Here is a 13,449-nt window from a genome sequence, read left to right on the forward strand (position 1 = left end):
AGCAGCTCCGCCGGCTGTCCGGGCGCCGCCGCCCGCCCCGCGCGGCCGCGCCGGCTAGGGCGGCAACCGGGGGAAGCGGGGAGCCACCCTGAAGCTCAGCGCTCCCAGGCCGGGAAAGGGTCGGGCAGGCGCCGCCATCCCGCCTCGCCCAGGTGCAGCTCCGCCTCCCCCAGCAGGCAGGCGTCGAGGTCGCGGCGCAGTGCCGCCTCGTCCATGTCGATGCCGATGAAGACGATCTCCTGCCGCCGGTCGCCGAAGGGCTCGCGCCACGCCGCCATCACCCGGGCCCGCCACTCCGGCTCGGCCGGCCAGTGGCGCGGATCGGTGGCGGCCCACCAGAAGCCGGCGGCCTCGTGCCGGCCGATGCTGCCGGCGAGCTGCCAGCTGCCCGCCCAGCCCATCCGGCTGGCCAGCCAGAAGAAGCCCTTGGCCCGCAGCACGCCCGGCAGCGGCCCCTCGATGAAGGCCTTGAAGCGCGCCGGATGCAGCGGCCGGCGCGCCCGCCAGACGAAGTTCGTGATGCCGAACTCCTCGGATTCGGGCCGGTGCGGGCCGGACAGGGCCTGTGCCCAGCCCGCCGCCTGGCTGGCGCGGGCGAAATCGAAGCGGCCGGTCTCCAGCACCTTGCCGAGCGGCACCCGGCCGTGCCGGGCGGGGATGATCTCGGCGCCCGGGTTGAGCCCGCGCAGCAGGGCCGCCAGCCGCCCCGCCTCCTCCCGCTCCAGCAGGTCGATCTTGTTGACGACGATGACATCGGCGAACTCCACCTGCTCGATCAGCAGGTCGACCAGCAGCCGGTCATCCGCCTCCCCCGCCACCTCGCCGCGCTGGCGCAGCGATTCCGTGCTGCCGTAGTCGCGCAGGAAGGTCGCGGCGTCGACCACCGTGACCATGGTGTCGAGCCGGGCGAGGTCGGACAGGGAATGGCCCTCCGCGTCGCGGAAGTCGAAGGTGGCGGCGACCGGCATGGGCTCGGCGATGCCGGTGCTCTCGATCAGCAGGGCGTCGAAGCGCCCCTCACGGGCCAGGCGCGCCACCTCCGCCATGAGGTCCTCGCGCAGGGTGCAGCAGATGCAGCCATTGCTCATCTCGACCAGCCTCTCCTCCGTGCGCGAGAGGCCGCCCCCCTGCGCCACCAGCGCCGCGTCGATGTTCACCTCCGACATGTCGTTGACGATGACCGCGACGCGCCGGCCCTCGCGATTGGCCAGCACATGGTTCAGCAGGGTGGTCTTGCCGGCGCCGAGGAAGCCGGAGAGCACGGTGACCGGCAGGAGGGAGGCGGGACTGGCGGGGGCGAGGGTCATGGCAGGGGGATCCGTCCGGGTTCGTCGAGGCAGAGCAGGAGCCGCGCCGGCCCACCGGGCGGGCATGGCGGCGAGCGGTGGATGCAGCCCATGCCGGCCTGACCGGGATGGGCCTCGCCCTTCAGCAGGGCGACGGCGCCGGTGCCGAGGCGCTGCGCCGGCACGGGCGGCGGCTCCGGCAGGGCCCGGGCGGCGGCGGCACCGCCCGGCAGCGGCAGCCACTCCGTGGCGGGGCCGCGATAGGTGCAGAGCAGGCGGAGGGAGACGGCATCGGCATGGAAGCGCCGGCAGGCCGCATCCCCCACCACCTCCAGCCGCAGGCGCAGCCGGGTCTGGTCCGTCAGGCCGGCGAAGAGCAGCGCCAGCCCATGAATGTCCGGCAGCAGACTTTGCGGCGCCCCGGGCGGCAGGCGGCACGCCAGGGCGGGAAGGAGATCCGCGACCGGCGCCTCGAGCACAGCGGCGAAGGGCGCGGCGCACAGGGTCGCCGCGCCCCGCCGCAGGGGGGCCGGCAGCGGCCGGTCCCAGATGGCGAGCTGGACACCCGGCCGCAGGATGCCCAGCAACGCCTCGGGCGTGGCGCCGGCGACCACGGAGGGCCGGCCGGCCGGGGACGATCCGGGTGCGATCCGGGGGCCGGGAGGGTCGAGGAAGGTCTCGCAGGTCAGGGCCATTTAGATATGTTATAACATTTCATTTTGAGCGCAAGCGCAGCCCCGATCCGCGGCCGCCGCATGCCGAAGCGCCGCGGGGCGATAGACATCGCACCGTCACGTTGCTACCACGCGCCCGTTCCTCGCCGGGCCCGATCCTCCCCCCAGGGGCCGTTGGGGTCCCCGCCGCCCGGAGATGCCGCGTCCCATGAAGATCGTCGCCTGCAACAGCAACCGCCCCCTCGCCGAGGCCGTTGCCGCCGCGCTGAACCTGCCGCTGACGCAGGCCTCCATCCGCCGCTTCGCCGACATGGAAGTGTTCGTGGAAATCCACGAGAACGTCCGCGGCGAGGATGTCTTCGTGGTGCAGTCCACCTCCTATCCGGCGAACGACAACCTGATGGAGCTGCTGATCACGCTGGACGCGCTGAAGCGCGGCTCCGCCCGCCGCGTCACCGCCGTGATCCCCTATTTCGGCTATGCCCGCCAGGACCGGAAGTCCGGGCCGCGCACACCGATCAGCGCCAAGCTGGTGGCCAACCTGATCACCCGGGCCGGCGCCGACCGCGTGCTGACGCTCGACCTGCATGCCGGGCAGATCCAGGGATTCTTCGATATCCCCGTGGACAATCTCTACGCCGCGCCGCTCTTCGCCCGCGACATCTTGGAGCGCTACAAGGGCCGCGACCTGATGGTCGTCTCCCCCGATGTCGGCGGCGTGGTGCGCGCGCGCGCCATCGCCGCGCGGCTGCACACCGACCTCGCCATCATCGACAAGCGCCGCCCCCGCGCCGGCGTGTCCGAGGTGATGAACGTGATCGGCGATGTCGAGGGCCGCGACTGCATCCTGGTCGATGACATCGTCGATTCGGGCGGCACCCTCTGCAACGCCGCCGAGGCGCTGCTGAAGAACGGCGCCCGCTCGGCCTCGGTCTACGTCACGCACGGCGTGTTCTCCGGCGGCGCCGTCGCCCGCATCGGCGCCGCGCCGATCGAGCAGATGGTGGTGACGGACAGCATCCAGGCGACCGAGGCCGTGCGCGTCTCCTCCAACATCCGGCAGCTCACCATCGCGCCGCTGCTGGCCGAGGCGGTGCGCCGCATCTCCGAGGAAAGCTCGGTCTCCACCCTGTTCAACTGAACCGCCGCGCCCCCGCCCATACCGCCGGGGGCCCCCCCCCCCCCCCCCGACCCCCCCCCCCCCCCCCCCCCCCCCCCCCCCCCGCCCCTACCCCCCTTGCACCCCGGCCCCGCGCCGCCGATGCTCGCCGCCGTCATCCTGTGGGGGAACGACACCATGAAGCTCTACTACTCGCCCGGCGCCTGCTCGCTCGGCATCCACGTCATCCTGGAGGAGATCGGCCAGCCCTATGAGGCGGTGCTGGTCGCGCTGAAGGATGGCGCGCAGCACAAGCCGGAGTTCCAGGCGGTCAATCCCAAGGCGAAGGTGCCGGCCCTGCAGCGCCCGGACGGCTCGGTGCTGACTGAATGGCCGGCCATCGCCTTCTACCTGGCCGCCTTCAACCCGCAGGCCGGCCTCTGGCCCGAGGGCGTTGAGGCGCAGGCCCGCTGCCTCGAGGCGATGGACTACATCTGCGGCACCATCCATCCGCAGGGGTTCACCCGCCAGTTCCGCGCCGCCAACTTCACCCCCACCGAGGCCGACCAGCCCAAGGTGATCGAACAGGGCAAGGCCCTGGCGAGCAAAGGCTTCGAGACACTGGACAAGCTCTGGGCCGGCCAGGACTGGCTGCTGCCCGGCGGCTATTCGGTGGCCGACGCGGCGCTGTTCTTCGTCTCCTTCTGGGCGATCAGGCGCGTCGGCATGCCGGTGCCGCCCCGCATCACGGCGCATTTCGAGCGCATGCTGGCCCGCCCCGCCGTGCAGCGCACCCTCGCCGCCGAGGGCCTGTCGGCCTGATGCCGCTGACCCCCGCCGCCTTCTGGTTCCTGCGCCATGGCGAGACCGACTGGAACGCCCAGGGGCTGAGCCAGGGCAACGTCGACATCCCGCTCAACGCGGTCGGCATCGCCCAGGCGGAGCGGGCGGCGGAGGCGCTGAAGGGCAAGGCCATCGCCACCATCGTCTCCTCGCCGCTCGGCCGCGCCCGCCGCACGGCGGAGACGGTGGCGGCGGCGCTCGGCCTGCCGGTGCGGATCCATGAGCCCCTGCGCGAGGTCTCCTTCGGCGTGCAGGAGGGCCAGCCCATGGCGGGCTGGTTCGACGACTGGGTGGAGGGCCGCTTCACGCCCGAGGGGGCGGAGAGCTTCCCCGCCCTGCGCGAGCGGACGGTGGCGGCGATCAACCACTGCCTCGCCCTGCCCGGGCCGGTGCTGGTGGTGGCGCATGGCGCGCTCTGGCGCGCCTTCCGCGCCGAGGCCGGGCTGGCGCCCAATGTGCGCACGCCCAACGCCCTGCCGATGTGGGTGACGCCGCCCCGGCCGGGCGAGACGGCCTGGAGCTTCGACCCCTTGCCGCTGGGCTGACGGCCGGGCCCGCGTGGTGGGGGGATTCCGCCCCGCCGCCCGCCTCCCCTTAACGTGGCGCGCCGCTGCGGCTATGGTCCGGCCCGCTTTTCACAGAGGCCGGATACCTTGCCGGATATCTTCGACGAAGTTCAGGAGGAGCTGCGGGCCGAGCGGGCCCGGCAGCTCGGCGCCCGCTATGGCGCCATTCTCGCCGGCATCGCGCTTCTCGCGCTGATCGGCATCGGCGGCTGGCAGGGCTGGCGCTGGTACCAGCAGCGGCAGGCCGACCAGGCCGCCATCGTCTTCCTGCAGGCCAGCGCCGCCGCCGAGGCGCAGGGCGCCGATCTGAGGGCCGCGGCCGACCGCTTCGCCATGCTGGTCCCGACGGCGCCGGAGGGCTACCGGGTCCTCGCCCGCCTGCGCGCCGCCGCGCTCAAGGCGGAGACCGGCCAGCGGGAGGAAGCCCTGGCGCTGTGGGACGCCCTGGCCGCCGATCAGGCGGCGCCACAGATCTATCGCGACCTGGCCAGCCTGATGTGGGCGCTGCACGGGCTGGACAGCCAGGACCCGGCGGCGCTGGCGGCGCGGCTGGAGCCGCTGGCGCGGCGCGACAGCGCCTGGCAGGCCTCGGCGCGCGAGATGCAGGCGCTGCTGGCGATCCGCCGCGGCGAGACGACGGAAGCGAAACGTACCCTGGAGGCCCTGGCCAACGACGTGACCGCCCCGCGCGGCCTGCGTGACCGGGCGGGCCGTCTGGCGGCGGGATTGGGGGTCTGATGCGAGGCAGGACGAACTGGACGCGCCGCACGGCGCTGTTGGGCGGTGCCGGGCTGCTGGCCGGGTGCTCCACCTTCGACGACCTCTTCGGCGAGGCCAAGACCAAGCTGCCGGGCGAGCGGCGCTCGATCCTGACGGCGCGGCGGGAGCTGGCGGCCGATCCCGCCCTGGCGGGGCAGCCGCTCCTCCTGCCCCCGGCCGCGGACCGGGCCGACTGGCCGCAGCCCGGCGGCAATGTCGCCCACAGCCCCGGCCACGCGGCCCTCGCCGGGCAGCCGGCGGAAGCCTGGCGCGCCTCGGCCGGCACCGGCAGCGGCTATCGCCGGCGCATCACCGCCGGCCCGGTGGTGGCGGAAAACACGGTCTTCACCGTCGATGCCTATGGCGTTGTCTCCGCCTTCGATCTGGCGGGCGGCGGGCGGCGCTGGCGCTTCGACACCCGGCCCGAGGAGGACAGCACCGGGGCCGTGGGCGGCGGCTGCAGTCACGACCAGGGCCTGCTCTTCGTCGCCACCGGCATGGCCGAGCTTCTGGCGCTGAACCCCGCCGACGGGCAGCCGCGCTGGCGCAAGCGCCTCGCCGCCCCGGCGCGCGGCGCCCCGGCCGTGGCGGGCGGCCGGGTCTTCGTGCCGACCATCGACAACCAGCTCCTGGCCTTCTCGGCCGAGGACGGGCGCGCGCTCTGGAACTACCGCGCCCAGGCGGCGACGGCGGTGCCGCTCGGCCTCCCGGCGCCGGCGGTGCAGGACGATTTCCTGGTGGCCGGCTTCCCCTCCGGCGAGCTGGTCGCGATGCGCCCGGCGGATGGCCAGCTGCTCTGGTCCGAGAGCCTGGCGGGCCAGGGCCTGGGCGGGCTGGGCGAGATCACCGGCATCCGCGGCCTGCCGGTGATCCAGGACGGGCGGGTCTATGCCATGGGCATGGGCGGCACCTCCATGGCGGTCGATCTGCGCTCCGGGCGGCGCCTCTGGGAACGCGAGGTGGGCGGCACCGAGACGCCGCTGCCGGTGGGCGACTGGCTGTTCCTGATCGGCGCCAGCGGTGAGTTGCTGGCGCTCGGCCGCGAGGATGGCCGGATCCGCTGGATCACCGACCTCAACGCCCCGCCACCGGGCCAGGAGCGGCGCGACGAGCCGGCCAGCTTCGCGGCGCCCATCCTGGCGGGCGGGCGGCTCATCCTGCCCTCCAGCGCCGGCGAGGCGCTGCTGGTCGATCCGGCCGAGGGCACCGTCAGCGGCCGCCTGCGGCTGCGCGGCCCGGCGACCCTGCCGGGCGCCGTCGCCCAGGCCACGCTGCTGCTGCTCGACGATGACGGCACGCTGATGGCCTTCCGCTGATTCCTCGCCGCGGGGCCCACAGGGTCCCGCGGCGGATGGCAGCAGAAAATCGTTTACAAGTCGTAAAATAATCTCATTATCGAGACATTCCTCTTCCGGAAGGTCTCGATATGGTGAAGCTCATCCTTGGCACGCCCGGCGTCTATGCCTGGCAGACCACCGGCGCCGCCGATGAGGTCTGGGGCACCGTCGGCGCCGACAGCGTCTGGGCGGGCGGCGGCCATGACTGGATTTTCGGCGGCGCGGGCGATGACAGCCTCGGCGGCGGCGAAGGGGACGACACCCTGCTCGGCGGCGACGGCAACAACAGCCTCTTCGGCGGCGCCGGCAACGACATCCTCCACGCCTCCGGCAGCGGGCGGAACTTCGCCACCGGCGACGAGGGGGATGACGACATCAACTTCAGCGGCGCCACCGGCCCCTCCACGGTGCATGGCGGCACCGGCCATGATGTCATCCGCACCGGTCGGGGCCAGGACTTCATCACCGGCGGCGAGGGCGACGACACGATCAGCGCCGGCCAGGGCGACGACACCCTCCACGGCGGCGGCGGGCACGACACCCTCACCGCCGGCCAGGGCGACGATTTCATCACCGGCGACCACGGCGACGACACGATCAACGCCGGTGACGGCGATGATCGCGTCCATGGCGGCGCCGGCGACGACCAGATCAATGGCGGTCTGGGCGACGACTTCATCACCGGCGATTCCGGCGATGACCGGATCATCGCCCGGCTCGGCGGCAACGACACCGTCTATGCCGGCGACGGCGACGACCGCCTGACCTACACCCTGGCCGAGGGCCGGGCGCTGTTCGACGGCCAGTCGGGCCATGACCTCTTCATCCTCGACCTCACCGGCGCGCAGTTCGCCGCCCACAAGGCCGAGATCCTCGCCTTCCGCGACTTCCTGGCGACGCCGCAGGCCGGCTGGGGCGCCGCCTTCACCTTCGAATCCACCGGCACGCTGGTGCGCGGCTTCGAGCGGCTGCAGCTGCGCGTCGATGACGAGGTGGTGCCGCCGCGCTCCGATCTCTGGAACTGACGGCATGAGGCGGGGGCCCAGGCGGGGCGCGGCCGGCCCCGCCTTACTCCGCCTTGATGCCCGCCTCGCGCGCCACCCGGCGCCATTCCGCCAGTTCCTCCTCGACCCGGCGGCCCAGCTCGGCGCCGCTCTGGCGGCGGACGAAGCCGCCCTGCTCCGTCACGCGCCGCTGGTAGTCCGGCTCCTGCGTCACCGCCTCGATCGCCCCGACCAGCCGGCGCGCCTTGTCCTCCGGCAGCCGGGCCGGGGCGAAGACGGCGAACCAGGCCAGGCTGAGGAAGCCCGGCAGGCCGGCCTCGGCCATGGTCGGCACCTCCGGCAGGGCGGGATGGCGCGTCTCGGCGGCGATGGCCAGGGCGCGGAGCTTGCCCTCGCGCACGAAGGGCATCAGCGGCGGCGGGGTGGTCAGGAAGACCTGCACCCGGCCCGCGATCAGGTCCTGGATCGCCGGCCCGGTGCCGCGATAGGAGACATGGGTCATCTCGATCCCCTCGCGCTGCTTCAGCAGCTCGGTGCCCAGGTGCTGGATCGAGCCATTGCCGGCCGAGGCGTAGTTGAGCTGGCCGGGATGCGCCTTGGCATGGGCCACCAGCTCCGCCATGTCCTTCGCCGGGACGGAAGGATGCGTGAAGACCGCCTGCGGCGCCTCCATCAGCAGGCTGAGCGGCGTGAAGTCCTTCACCACGTCATAGCCGAGGTCCGGAATGATGGCCGGGGTGCCGACGTGATAGCCCGCGTACTGGACCAGCAGCGTGGCGCCGTCCGGCTGGGCCCGGGCCACCGCCCCGGTGGCCAGCGCGCCATTGGCGCCACCGCGGTTCTCCACCACCACGGGCTGGCCCAGGCGGCGCGACAATGGCTCGGCCAGCAGGCGCCCCGCGAAGTCGGTGCTGCCGCCCGGGGCGGTCGGCACCAGCAGGGTGATGCTGTTCCCCTGGGCCCGGGCCAGGCGCGGCATGGCGAGCGGGAGCAGGGCGGCTGGCGCGGCGCCGAGCAGCAGGCGGCGGGTCGGGGTCATCTCCTGGAGGCTCCTCGGGATTGTTTTGCCCGCAGGATGCCAGCCGCCGCTTCTCTTCGCCAGATGGCCGGATGGCCCCCGCGCCTGGCCCTTCTCGCCGCAGGACGGAGGGATTCCTTTCCCCCCGACCCCGTTCCGGGCTAAAGCCCCGCGCATCATGCTCCCCCGTATCGCGATCATCGGCCGGCCCAACGTCGGCAAGTCCACGCTGTTCAACCGCCTCGCCGGCCGCCGGCTGGCCCTCGTGGACGACACGCCCGGCGTCACCCGTGACCGCAAGGAGGTCGTGGCGCGGCTCGGCGGCCGCGACGTGCTGCTGCTCGACACCGCCGGGCTGGAGGAGGCGCCGCCCGACACCGTCGCCGGCCGCATGCGCGCCAGCTCCGAGGTCGCGGTGCGGCAGGCCGATCTGGTGCTCTTCGTCATCGACGCACGGGCGGGGCTCACCCCCTCCGACCGCGCCTTCGCCGCCTGGCTGCGCCGCCAGCCGGCGCCGGTGCTGCTGGTCGCCAACAAGACCGAGGGGCGCGGCGGCGGCCTGGCGGCGATGGAGGCCTACGAGCTGGGCCTCGGCGACCCCGTGGCGATCTCGGCCGAGCATGGCGAGGGCATCGCCGACCTCTACACCACCGCCGCCGCCATGCTGCCGGAGGAGGAGGACCCCGAGGCGCGCGACCGCGACCGGCCGCTCCGGCTGGCCATCGTCGGCCGCCCGAACGCCGGCAAGTCCACCCTGCTGAACGCCCTGCTGGGCGAGGAGCGGATGATCACCGGCCCCGAGCCCGGCCTGACCCGCGACGCCGTGGCGGTGGAATGGGAGGACGAGGTGGGCCGCGTCCGCCTCGTCGACACCGCCGGGATGCGCAAGAAGGCGCGCATCAGCGAGAGCCTGGAGCAGATGTCGGTCGGCGCCACCATCGGCGCGCTGAAGGAGGCCGAGGTGGCGGTGCTGGTGCTCGACGCCCTGCTGGGGATGGACGAGCAGGACCTCCGCATCGCCCGGCTGGCCGAGCGCGAGGGCCGCGCCGTGGTCATCGCCCTCAACAAGTGGGACGCGGTGGAGGACCGCCCGGCCAACCGCCGCGCGCTGGACGACGTGCTCACCGCCTCCCTGGCGCAGCTCAAGGGCATCAGCGTCGTGCCGCTCTCGGCCATGACCGGCAAGGGCGTGAACCGGCTGATGCCGGCGGTGCGCGAGGTGATGGAGCGCTGGAACCGGCGCATCCCGACCGGCGAGCTGAACCGCTGGTTCGAGGCCGCCGTCGCCCGCCACACGCCGCCGCTGGCCGATGGCCGCCGCATCAAGCTGCGCTACGCCACCATGCCCAAGGCGCGGCCGCCCACGCTCGCGGTCTTCGGCCCGCGGGCCGAGGACCTGCCGGAGGACTATCGCCGCTATCTGGTGAACAGCTTCCGCGAGGCCTTCGACATGCCCGGCGTCCCGGTCCGGCTGCACGCGCGCGGCGGCAAGAACCCCTTCGTCGAGGACTGAGGCCGCCGCTACCGCGCCGCCAGGTATTCGAAGGTGTCCTCGCCCCGCGGCACGATGCCCTCCACATGCCGGCGGTGCCAGAGCGCGTGGAACAGCAGGTGCCAGGCGGCGAAGCCCTCGCGCTTGCCGGCTGCCGCCCGGAACAGCGCCACCACCTTCTCGGGCCGGGCGATCTCCTCCACGCCCGGCTGCGCCGCCACCAGCGGCCCCAGCCGCTCCGCCGCGCCGGCGATCCAGGCGCCGACCGGCACGGTGAAGCCCTGCTTCGGCCGGTGCGGCTCGGCGGCCGGGAAGTGCCGCGCCAGCCATTCGCGCAGCAGCCACTTGCCGGCCCCCTTGCGCACCTTCAGCCCATCCGGCAGGCGGAAGCAGGCCTCGGCGACACCGGGATCGAGGAAGGGGGTGCGGCCCTCGACGCCATGCGCCATCAGGCAGCGGTCGAGCTTCAGCAGCAGGTCGTTCGGCAGCCAGTCGGCGATGTCGAGCGCCTGCGCCGCCATCAGCCGGCTGCGGCCCGGCAGTGCGGCGGCGGCCTCGGCGGCGGCGATGCCGTCCCGCCAGCCGGTCGGCGGCCGGCGCAGCACGTCCAGCCGGTCGAAGGCGCCCCGGGTGCGCGGCGCCTTGCCGCCCAGCCACCAGGGCCGCATGGCGGCGCGGTAGCGGCCGTAGCCGCCCAGGATCTCGTCGCCGCCCTCGCCGGAGAGCACCACCTTCACCTCCTGCCGCGCCCGGCGCGCCAGGAACCATGTCGGGATGATGGCGTAGTCGGCCGCCGGGTCGTCCATCCCGGCGACGATCTCCGGCAGGTGACGCCAGACATCGGCCTCGCCCACCATCACCGTCCGGTGCCGCGCGCCGGCGGCGCGGGCCAGGCCGGCGGCGCGCTCGCGCTCGTCGGCCGCGCCCTTCACGTCGAAGCCGGCGGTGAAGGCGGTGACCGGCGCGGTGTTCAGCCGCGCCATCATCGCCAGCACGGCGGCGCTGTCGGTGCCGCCGGAGAGGAACATGCCGTAGGGCACGTCGCTCCGCTGGTGCAGCGCCACGCTGTCCTGGAAGGCGGCGTCGAAGCGCGCCAGCGCCTCGGCCTCGCCGATCGCCTCGGGCCCGCCTTCCGGCAGGGCGGGGCGGAGGCGGCGCTCCAGCACGCGCCCCTCGGCGATGGCGATGGTCTCGCCCGGCAGCACCCGGTGGATGCCCTCGAAGATGGTCTCGGCGCCGGTGGTGAACTGCATCTGGAGAAGCTCGTTCCGCGCCTCGGCGCGCAGCCGCGGCGCCACCAGCCCGGCGGCGATCAGCGCCTGCGGCTCGGAGGCGAAGGCGATGCCGCCCATCGCCTCGGCGGTGTAGAGCGGCTTGATGCCGAAGGGATCGCGCGCCAGCACCACCTGCCGCGCCGCGCGGTCATGGATGGCCAGGGCGTACATGCCGCGCAGCCCCTCGGCGAAGGCCATCCCGTCCCGGCGGAAGAGGTGCAGCGGCGGCTCGCAGTCGCTGCCGGTGGCGCAAACCAGGGCGTTCTCGTCGCGCAGTTCGCGGTAGTTGTAGATCTCGCCGTTGCCGACCAGCGCCGCCGGCCCGGCGAAGAGCGGCTGGTCGCCGGTCGCCAGGTCGATGATGGCGAGCCGGGTATGCGCCAGCGCCACATTGGCGGCGACGTGATGCCCCGCCCCGTCCGGGCCGCGATGCGCCAGCGCCGCCGTCAGCCGCTGCAGCAGGGCCGCGTCCGGGACATGTCCCGGCTTCAGGATCAGGCCGGCAATGCCACACATAGGGATCCCCGTTTCGTCGTCACCCCGCCGGGGCATCCGGTCGCGCGGGCGCGGCGCCGGAGGCCGGCCGCCGCTCCACCTGTTGCAGGAAGCCGCGCCATCGCGCAAGCACGGGCGCCGCGGCGAAGTCCGCGTCATAGGCGGCGCGGCCGGCCTCGGCCAGCGCGGCGCGGCGGCCGGGATCGGCCAGCAGGCCGGCGATGGCGCGGCCCAGGGCGGCGGGCGATTCCTTCGGCACCAGCAGGCCGGTCTCGCCCTCGCGGATCAGCTCGGAGGGGCCCTGCGCGGCCACCGCCACCACCGGCCGGCCGGCGCTCCAGGCCTCCAGCACCATGTTCCCCAGCGGCTCGTGGCGGGAGGAACAGACGAAGACGTCGCAGGCGGCGAGCAGCGCCCCGGCATCCTGCCGCCAGCCCAGGAAGCGCACCCGCCCGGCCACGCCCAGCTCCCGCGCCAGCGACTCCAGCGCCGCCCGCTCCGGCCCCTCCCCGGCGATCGCCAGCACCGCGCCGGGCACCTCCGGCAGGGCGCGCAGCAGGGTATCGAAGCCCTTGTTGCGGTGCAGCCGGCCGAGCGCCAGGAGGCGCGGCCGCTGTGGCGGCAGGTCCAGCTCCGCCGGCAGGGCGCCGCGCATGTCGTCGACGAAATTCGGCAGGTAGTGCACCCGCTCCGCCGGCCAGCCCTGTGCCGCGATCCAGCGCGCCAGGTCCCGCGTGTTGCCCACCAGATGGTCGCAATGGCGGTAGTACCTCAGGTCGTAGTAGCCGCCGAGCCGGCCGACCAGGGTCCAGGGGCCGCGCGGGGTGAAGCGGGTGCCCCGGTTCATCCAGGAGACCACGACCCGCGGCGCGAAACCGCGCAGGGCGAGGCGCAGGCGCGGCCGCGTCATCCAGTCGAGCCACCAGTTGCCGAAGCGGAGCTGCAAGGGTGTCAGGCCCTGGACCGTCAGCCGCGCGGCCCGCGCCGGATCGCGGCGGATCACCGGCAGCACCGCGTCCCCGGCGCCGTGCAGCGCGAGCGTCAGCCGCTCGTAGAAGCCCTCGGCGCCGCCCATCGCCGCGCCGGCCATGACCTGGGCGACGCGCAACGGCGCCCCGCCGGTCATGCCGCCCCGCCGCAGCGGCGCAGCAGGCCGGTGGCGGCCTCCAGCGCATCCCGCACCGGCAGGGCCTCCATCGGCGCCTGGCCCGGCGCGCCGCGCGCCAGCACCGGCCCGGCGCAGCGTCCGGTCGGCGCGTACTCGCTCGCCGGGGTGGGGCCGAAGAGGCCGAGCGTCGGCGTCCCGGCGGCGGCCGAGAGGTGCATCAGCCCGGAATCATTGCCGATGAAGAGGCGGCAGCGGGACAGGACGGCCGCCGCCTCGGGCAGGCTCAGCCGCCCCACCAGATCGACCGCGCCGGGCAGGGCGGCCAGCACCGGCGCCGCCATGGCCGCCTCCGTCCCGCCGGGCCCGGCCAGCACCACCGGCCAGGCGCCCGGCAGGGGTCCGCCGGGCGCCGCCAGGGCCTGGAACAGCTGCACGAAGCGTTCCGCCGGCCAGACCTTGCCCGCCCAGTTGGCGCTGGGGCCGAGGGCGAGCAG

At 74.3% G+C, this 13,449-nt stretch carries 13 protein-coding genes; 7 read left to right on the forward strand and 6 right to left on the reverse strand.

Annotation, left to right across the window (positions count from 1 at the left end):
- Positions 1-95 precede the first annotated feature (95 nt).
- Complete coding sequence (gene zigA / locus ACVMLK_RS16100) at positions 96-1,307, reverse strand: zinc metallochaperone GTPase ZigA (protein ID WP_422922610.1); 1,212 nt, start codon at positions 1,305-1,307, stop codon at positions 96-98.
- Positions 1,304-1,981 (reverse strand): DUF1826 domain-containing protein, encoded by a 678-nt coding sequence (locus tag ACVMLK_RS16105; RefSeq protein WP_457486963.1) that lies wholly within the window; start codon positions 1,979-1,981, stop codon positions 1,304-1,306. The genes zigA and ACVMLK_RS16105 overlap by 4 nt, the downstream gene beginning before the upstream one ends.
- Positions 1,982-2,168: 187 nt before the next feature.
- Here ACVMLK_RS16105 and ACVMLK_RS16110 point away from each other — a divergent pair, with 187 nt between their 5' ends.
- From ACVMLK_RS16110 to ACVMLK_RS16135, 6 genes are all read left to right on the forward strand, one after another.
- Complete coding sequence (locus ACVMLK_RS16110; RefSeq protein ID WP_198365350.1) at positions 2,169-3,101, forward strand: ribose-phosphate pyrophosphokinase; 933 nt, start codon at positions 2,169-2,171, stop codon at positions 3,099-3,101.
- 120 nt (positions 3,102-3,221) lie between these two features.
- The gene (locus tag ACVMLK_RS16115; protein WP_457486964.1) at positions 3,222-3,881 is read left to right on the forward strand and encodes a glutathione S-transferase family protein; all 660 of its coding nucleotides are present in this window, start codon (positions 3,222-3,224) and stop codon (positions 3,879-3,881) included.
- The gene (locus tag ACVMLK_RS16120; RefSeq protein WP_198365349.1) at positions 3,881-4,447 is read left to right on the forward strand and encodes a histidine phosphatase family protein; all 567 of its coding nucleotides are present in this window, start codon (positions 3,881-3,883) and stop codon (positions 4,445-4,447) included. The genes ACVMLK_RS16115 and ACVMLK_RS16120 overlap by 1 nt, the downstream gene beginning before the upstream one ends.
- Before the next feature lie 108 nt (positions 4,448-4,555).
- Positions 4,556-5,206 (forward strand): tetratricopeptide repeat protein, encoded by a 651-nt coding sequence (locus ACVMLK_RS16125; protein WP_198365348.1) that lies wholly within the window; start codon positions 4,556-4,558, stop codon positions 5,204-5,206.
- A complete protein-coding gene (locus ACVMLK_RS16130) occupies positions 5,206-6,543 on the forward strand; it encodes a PQQ-like beta-propeller repeat protein (protein ID WP_198365347.1) in 1,338 nt (445 codons plus the stop codon). Before ACVMLK_RS16125 ends, ACVMLK_RS16130 begins: the two co-directional genes overlap by 1 nt.
- Before the next feature lie 110 nt (positions 6,544-6,653).
- Positions 6,654-7,589 (forward strand): calcium-binding protein, encoded by a 936-nt coding sequence (locus ACVMLK_RS16135; protein WP_457486965.1) that lies wholly within the window; start codon positions 6,654-6,656, stop codon positions 7,587-7,589.
- A gap of 43 nt (positions 7,590-7,632) precedes the next feature.
- Here ACVMLK_RS16135 and ACVMLK_RS16140 read toward each other — a convergent pair whose 3' ends face one another.
- The gene (locus ACVMLK_RS16140) at positions 7,633-8,607 is read right to left on the reverse strand and encodes a Bug family tripartite tricarboxylate transporter substrate binding protein (protein ID WP_457486966.1); all 975 of its coding nucleotides are present in this window, start codon (positions 8,605-8,607) and stop codon (positions 7,633-7,635) included.
- Positions 8,608-8,764: 157 nt separating this feature from the next.
- On the opposite strand from ACVMLK_RS16140, the gene der reads away from it, so the two are divergent.
- A complete protein-coding gene (der, locus tag ACVMLK_RS16145; RefSeq protein ID WP_457486967.1) occupies positions 8,765-10,099 on the forward strand; it encodes a ribosome biogenesis GTPase Der in 1,335 nt (444 codons plus the stop codon).
- 8 nt (positions 10,100-10,107) lie between these two features.
- Here der and asnB read toward each other — a convergent pair whose 3' ends face one another.
- The 3 genes from asnB to ACVMLK_RS16160 all read right to left on the reverse strand — a co-directional run.
- Positions 10,108-11,868: an asparagine synthase (glutamine-hydrolyzing) gene (gene asnB / locus ACVMLK_RS16150; RefSeq protein ID WP_457486968.1), complete on the reverse strand. Its 1,761-nt coding sequence runs from the start codon at positions 11,866-11,868 to the stop codon at positions 10,108-10,110.
- Positions 11,869-11,887: 19 nt separating this feature from the next.
- Positions 11,888-12,973 carry a glycosyltransferase gene (locus tag ACVMLK_RS16155; RefSeq protein WP_457486969.1) on the reverse strand — a complete coding sequence of 362 codons (1,086 nt, stop codon included), beginning with the start codon at positions 12,971-12,973 and terminating at the stop codon, positions 11,888-11,890.
- On the reverse strand, positions 12,970-13,449 hold a 480-nt coding region (locus ACVMLK_RS16160), incomplete at its 5' end, for a glycosyltransferase family 9 protein (RefSeq protein ID WP_457486970.1). The genes ACVMLK_RS16160 and ACVMLK_RS16155, both read right to left, overlap by 4 nt.

The organism is Teichococcus aerofrigidensis (genome assembly GCF_054073225.1).

Excerpts from the sequence above, each read along its gene's own strand:
- zigA (WP_422922610.1), bottom strand. The coding sequence starts at position 1,307 with ATGACCCTCGCCCCCGCCAGTCCCGCCTCCCTCCTGCCGGTCACCGTG.
- ACVMLK_RS16105 (WP_457486963.1), bottom strand. The coding sequence starts at position 1,981 with ATGGCCCTGACCTGCGAGACCTTCCTCGACCCTCCCGGCCCCCGGATC.
- ACVMLK_RS16110 (WP_198365350.1), top strand. The coding sequence starts at position 2,169 with ATGAAGATCGTCGCCTGCAACAGCAACCGCCCCCTCGCCGAGGCCGTT.
- ACVMLK_RS16115 (WP_457486964.1), top strand. The coding sequence starts at position 3,222 with ATGCTCGCCGCCGTCATCCTGTGGGGGAACGACACCATGAAGCTCTAC.
- ACVMLK_RS16120 (WP_198365349.1), top strand. The coding sequence starts at position 3,881 with ATGCCGCTGACCCCCGCCGCCTTCTGGTTCCTGCGCCATGGCGAGACC.
- ACVMLK_RS16130 (WP_198365347.1), top strand. The coding sequence starts at position 5,206 with ATGCGAGGCAGGACGAACTGGACGCGCCGCACGGCGCTGTTGGGCGGT.
- ACVMLK_RS16135 (WP_457486965.1), top strand. The coding sequence starts at position 6,654 with ATGGTGAAGCTCATCCTTGGCACGCCCGGCGTCTATGCCTGGCAGACC.
- ACVMLK_RS16140 (WP_457486966.1), bottom strand. The coding sequence starts at position 8,607 with ATGACCCCGACCCGCCGCCTGCTGCTCGGCGCCGCGCCAGCCGCCCTG.
- der (WP_457486967.1), top strand. The coding sequence starts at position 8,765 with ATGCTCCCCCGTATCGCGATCATCGGCCGGCCCAACGTCGGCAAGTCC.
- asnB (WP_457486968.1), bottom strand. The coding sequence starts at position 11,868 with ATGTGTGGCATTGCCGGCCTGATCCTGAAGCCGGGACATGTCCCGGAC.
- ACVMLK_RS16155 (WP_457486969.1), bottom strand. The coding sequence starts at position 12,973 with ATGACCGGCGGGGCGCCGTTGCGCGTCGCCCAGGTCATGGCCGGCGCG.